The following is a 4,356-nucleotide window of genomic DNA, read 5'->3' on the forward strand; positions in this document are numbered from 1 at the left end:
CGATGCGGCCGAGCGGCGCGCCGGTCGCCAGCGCCTCGACGCCCACCTTGGCGATCGTGCCGGCCGTCATCTTGCTCGGGAACATGCCCGGCGCCAGCGCATTCACCGTGATGCCGTAGCGGCCCCACTCCGCCGCCAGCGTGCGCGTGAAGTTGACGACCGCGCCCTTGCTGGTGCCGTAGGCGATGTACTTCATCGTCGACGGCGAGCCCGACAGCCCGGCGATCGACGCGACGTTGATGATGCGGCCCGACAGGCGCGGGATCATGCTGAGCCGCCCGATCGCCTGGCTCATCAGGAAGATGCTGCGGATGTTCAGGTTCATCACCTTGTCCCAGGCCTCCAGCGGGTACTCCTCGGCCGGCGCGCCCCAGGTGGCACCGGCGTTGTTGACGAGGATGTCGACCTTGCCGAGCCGCTGCATCGCCTCGCTGGCCACGCGCTGGATCTCGTCCGGCTGGCTCGCGTCGGCCGCCACCCATCGGGTGTCGATGCCGCGCGCCTGCAGGTGGGCAGCGGCCTCTTCCAGGTCAGCCGCCTTGCGCGAGGTCAGCAGGATCTTCGCGCCTGCCTCGCCCAGCGATTCGGCGATCTGCAGCCCGAGCCCGCGCGAACCGCCCGTCACCAGCGCGGTCTTGCCTTCGAGGCTCAGGAGGGTCTGGACAGGTGTGCTCATGGATTCGATCTCCTAGTCGTTGTGCCTGTTGAGGGATTTGAAGAACGCATCGCTGTTCGTCTCGCGGCCCAGGAAGTTGCGCATCAGCTGCGCCGGCGCCACCTGGCCGCCCTGCGACAGCACCTGCTCGCGGTAGCGCATGCCGACCTCGCTGCTCAGCTTGTCGGCGGCGAACGCGGTGCGCAGGTCCTCGGCCAGCACCAGGCTCCACAGGTAGCCGTAGTAGCCCGAGGCATAGCCGGTCGCGATGTGCGAGAAGCCGGCGGGGAACATGCTGCCCTTCACATGGCCGAGCGGCGTCGCGCCTTCCATGCGCTGCCAGGTGGCCATCGGCTCGGGCGCGTCCTTCGCGTACAGCGCGAGGTCGTAGCTCGCATACAGGTGCTGGCGCGCCACCGCGATGCCCTTCGCGAAATCGCGCGCCTTCGAGGCCCGCGCCACCAGGTCGTCCGGCGCCGGCTTGCAGGTCGGGCAGACCTCCTTGAACAGCGCCAGCACGCGCGCGTCATAGACCCAGTCCTCGAGCATCTGCGACGGCGCCTCGACGAAATCGAGCTGCACGTTGGTGCCGCCCTGCGTGGCGTAGCGGGTGTTCGACAGCAGGCCGTGCATCGCGTGGCCGAACTCGTGCAGCAGCGTCTCCAGCTCGTCGATGTTCAGGCCCTTGCGGTTGAAGTTGACGACCAGACCCGCCGCCGGCGTGCGGCCCGCGAGCGTCGACGGGTTGCGGAAGCTCCACACCGCCGCGTGGTTGTACTTGCCCTCGCGCGGGTACAGGTCGACGAACAGCGTGCCCAGCACCTTCCTGCTCGCGACATCGCGCACCTCGAACGACTGCGCGTCCGCGTGCCACAGCGGCTGCTTCAGCGCCTCGAACTGCACGCCGAACAGCTGGCCGGCGACGCGGAACACGAAGTCGAGGCTGGCCTGCGGCGGGAAGTAGCTGCGGAACTCCTCGGCGTCGAGCTGGAAGCGGTTGCGGCGCTCGCGGAACGTGTAGTAGGTGACATCCCAGCGGTTCACGGTGGTCGCCTCGACCGACTGCTTCAGGTCGCGCGCCTTCGCTTCGCGCAGCAGGCCGAGGTCGGCCACCTCGCGCTGCGCGACGGCGTCCTTCACGGTGCCGAGGAAGGCCTGCACCGCGGCGGCGTTGCCGGCCATGCGGCGGCGCATCGAGAAATCGGCGTACGACGCCAGGCCGAACAGCTGCGCATACTCGCGGCGCAGCTGGCCGAGCTGCTGCAGCGTCTTCAGGTTGGCCGCGCCGCCCAGGCCCTGGAAGGCACGCCACATGCGCTCGCGGGTGGCGCCCAGGGTCGCGTTCTCGATGATCGCGTCGTAGCTCGGGTAGTCGAGGCCGAACACGTAGCGGCCCTTGGCATCGCGCTGGCGGTCTTTCAGCGCCTCGGCCGGCACGCCGTCGAGTTCGTCGGGCGCGAACGCGACGCGCGTCTTGTCGTCGCGGATGCGGCGGTCGAACAGCTGGCCGAGCCGGGTGATCTCGGTGCTGACCTTCTTCGCGCGCGCCTGGCGGGCGGGCGTCAGCGCGACGCCGGCGTCCTCGAACGCATCGAGCGTGTCGCGCAGCAGGCGGGCGTCGATGTCGTCGGCGGGCTTCACCTGCTTCAGCAGCGCGTAGAGCTTCGGGTTCTGCAGGAAGCCGTTGCGGAAAGTCTGGTAGCCGAGGTCGCAGGCATCGGCCGCGTCGCGCACCGCCTTGTCGGGGTGCACCGCGTTCAGCAGCGACAGCGGGCCGACGGTGTCTTCATAGGCCCGGTTCATGCCGTCGAGCTCGGCGAGCAGCGTGCCGGCCCGGTCCGGCGGCAGCGCCTGCAGCCGCTTCTCGTCGGCACGGGCGCTGGCGATCAGGGTCTTGCACGCGGCGTCGGCCTGCGCGCCGGTGCGGAACTCGGGGAAGACGTACGACGGCGTGGCCGGCTCGGCGGCCAGGGCCGTGCCGGCCACCAGCACGAGCGTCGAGAGGGACAGGTGGAATGCCATGGGAATGCGGTTCAAGGGGTTCAGGTGGGGCTTTTCATGCGCGAGCGCACGTAGATGAGCACGACGCCGACGGCCGCGACGACCGCGCCGGTCACCGCGATGCCCCAGCCCAGCGGCTCCTGGTAGCGCTGCACGGCGAGCCCGAGGCCCACGCCCAGCAGCCCGCCGTAGATCAGCACCCAGACGAGGGTTTCGACCGTTGAAGTCTTCATTGCAATCCGGCCCGGTGTCAGAACCAGGCGTCGTTCATGGAACGGCAAGTATCGTCCCGCGTCTCGACCACCTTCAACCAGGCGGGGACTTTGGGCAGTTCGTAGCGGAAGAAGAAGCGGGCGGCGGCGAGCTTGCCGTGCAGCAGCGCGGTGTCGCCCTGCCCGGCCGCGGTGGCTTGTTCCAGGTGCTCCTGTGCGCAGATCGAGACATCCAGCCAGACCCAGGCCAGCACCGTGTGCCCGAAGGCCTGCAGGTAGGGCGTGGCATTGGCGAGCGCCTCCTCGGGCACGCCGCTGGCCCAGGCAGCCTTGGTGGCGTTGCCCAGCGCCTTCAGCGCGCCGGCCAGTGCGTTGGCGTGCTCGGCGAGCGTGGGCAGCATCAGCGCGCGCTGGATCGTCGCGTTGAGCTTGTTGGCGAGCAGCATCAGGCCCTTGCCGCCATCCATCACGACCTTGCGCCCGAGCAGGTCGAGCGCCTGGATGCCGTGGGTGCCCTCGTGGATCATGTTGAGGCGGTTGTCGCGCCAGTACTGTTCGACCGGGTAGTCGCGGGTGTAGCCGTAGCCGCCGAGCACCTGGATCGCGAGGCTGTTGGCTTCCAGGCACCATTCGCTGGGCCAGCTCTTCGCGATGGGGGTGAGCATCTCCAGCAGCAGCCCTGCTTCGGCGGCGATCTCGGGCGGCGCGGTGTGCAGTTCGTCGACGAGGCGGGCGCAGTAGAGCTCGAGCGCGAGCGCGCCTTCGCAGTAGCTCTTCTGCGCGAGCAGCATGCGTTTGACGTCGGCGTGCTGGATGATCGGCACCTGTGGCCGCGTCGCGTCCTTGCCGCCGGGGCCGATGGGGCGGCCTTGCGGGCGGCCGCGCGCATAGTCGAGGCTCGCTTCGTAGCCGGCTTGGCCGAGCATCGTGGCGCCGAGCCCGACGCCGATGCGCGCCTCGTTCATCATGTGGAACATGCAGCGCAGGCCCTCGCCGGGCTGGCCGACGAGGTAGCCGATGGCACCGGCAGACCCGCGGACCGGAAACTTTCCTTCGCCGAAGTTCAGCAGCGTGTTCGGAATCCCGCGGTAGCCGAGCTTGTGGTTGAGCCCGGCGAGTGCCACGTCATTGCGCTCGCCGGTGAGTTGCCCCTCGGCGTCGACGAGCTTCTTCGGCACGACGAACAGCGAGATGCCGCGCGTGCCGGGAACGAGTGCGCCGTCGGGGCCGGGGATCTTCGCGAGCACGAGGTGGACGATGTTCTCGGCCAGCTCATGCTCGCCGTTCGAGATCCACATCTTGTTGCCGCGCAGGCGATAGCGGGGACCGAGTGGATCGCTTGCCGCCTCGGGGCCATCGGGCGTGGCGCGGGTGACGATGTCGGACAGGCTGGACCCGGCCTGCGGCTCGCTGAGGCACATGGTGCCGAAAAAGCGCCCCGAGAACTCGTTCTTCGCGAACACGTCCTTTTGCAGCGCGGTGCCATGC

Annotated in this window: 4 protein-coding genes; all 4 read right to left on the reverse strand. The window is 69.3% G+C overall.

The features are described from left to right. A partial coding sequence (locus AC1D12_RS26005) for an SDR family oxidoreductase (RefSeq protein ID WP_477843833.1) occupies positions 1-676 on the reverse strand: 676 nt, incomplete at its 3' end. 12 nt (positions 677-688) lie between these two features. Beyond that, positions 689-2,677, reverse strand: coding sequence for a M3 family metallopeptidase (locus tag AC1D12_RS26010; RefSeq protein ID WP_477827132.1), 1,989 nt, complete (start codon positions 2,675-2,677; stop codon positions 689-691). Between the two features lie 20 nt (positions 2,678-2,697). Further along, entirely contained in the window at positions 2,698-2,889 is a 192-nt protein-coding gene (locus AC1D12_RS26015) for a hypothetical protein (RefSeq protein ID WP_052212934.1), read from the reverse strand. 17 nt (positions 2,890-2,906) lie between these two features. After that, the coding region (locus AC1D12_RS26020) for an acyl-CoA dehydrogenase family protein (RefSeq protein WP_477843835.1) at positions 2,907-4,356 on the reverse strand (1,450 nt) is incomplete at its 5' end.

This window comes from Rhizobacter sp. P1_G5, assembly GCF_056405435.1.

What these genes read in the sequence shown, in the direction of transcription:
- AC1D12_RS26010 (WP_477827132.1), bottom strand. Translation starts at nt 2,677, where the DNA reads ATGGCATTCCACCTGTCCCTCTCGACGCTCGTGCTGGTGGCCGGCACG.
- AC1D12_RS26015 (WP_052212934.1), bottom strand. Translation starts at nt 2,889, where the DNA reads ATGAAGACTTCAACGGTCGAAACCCTCGTCTGGGTGCTGATCTACGGC.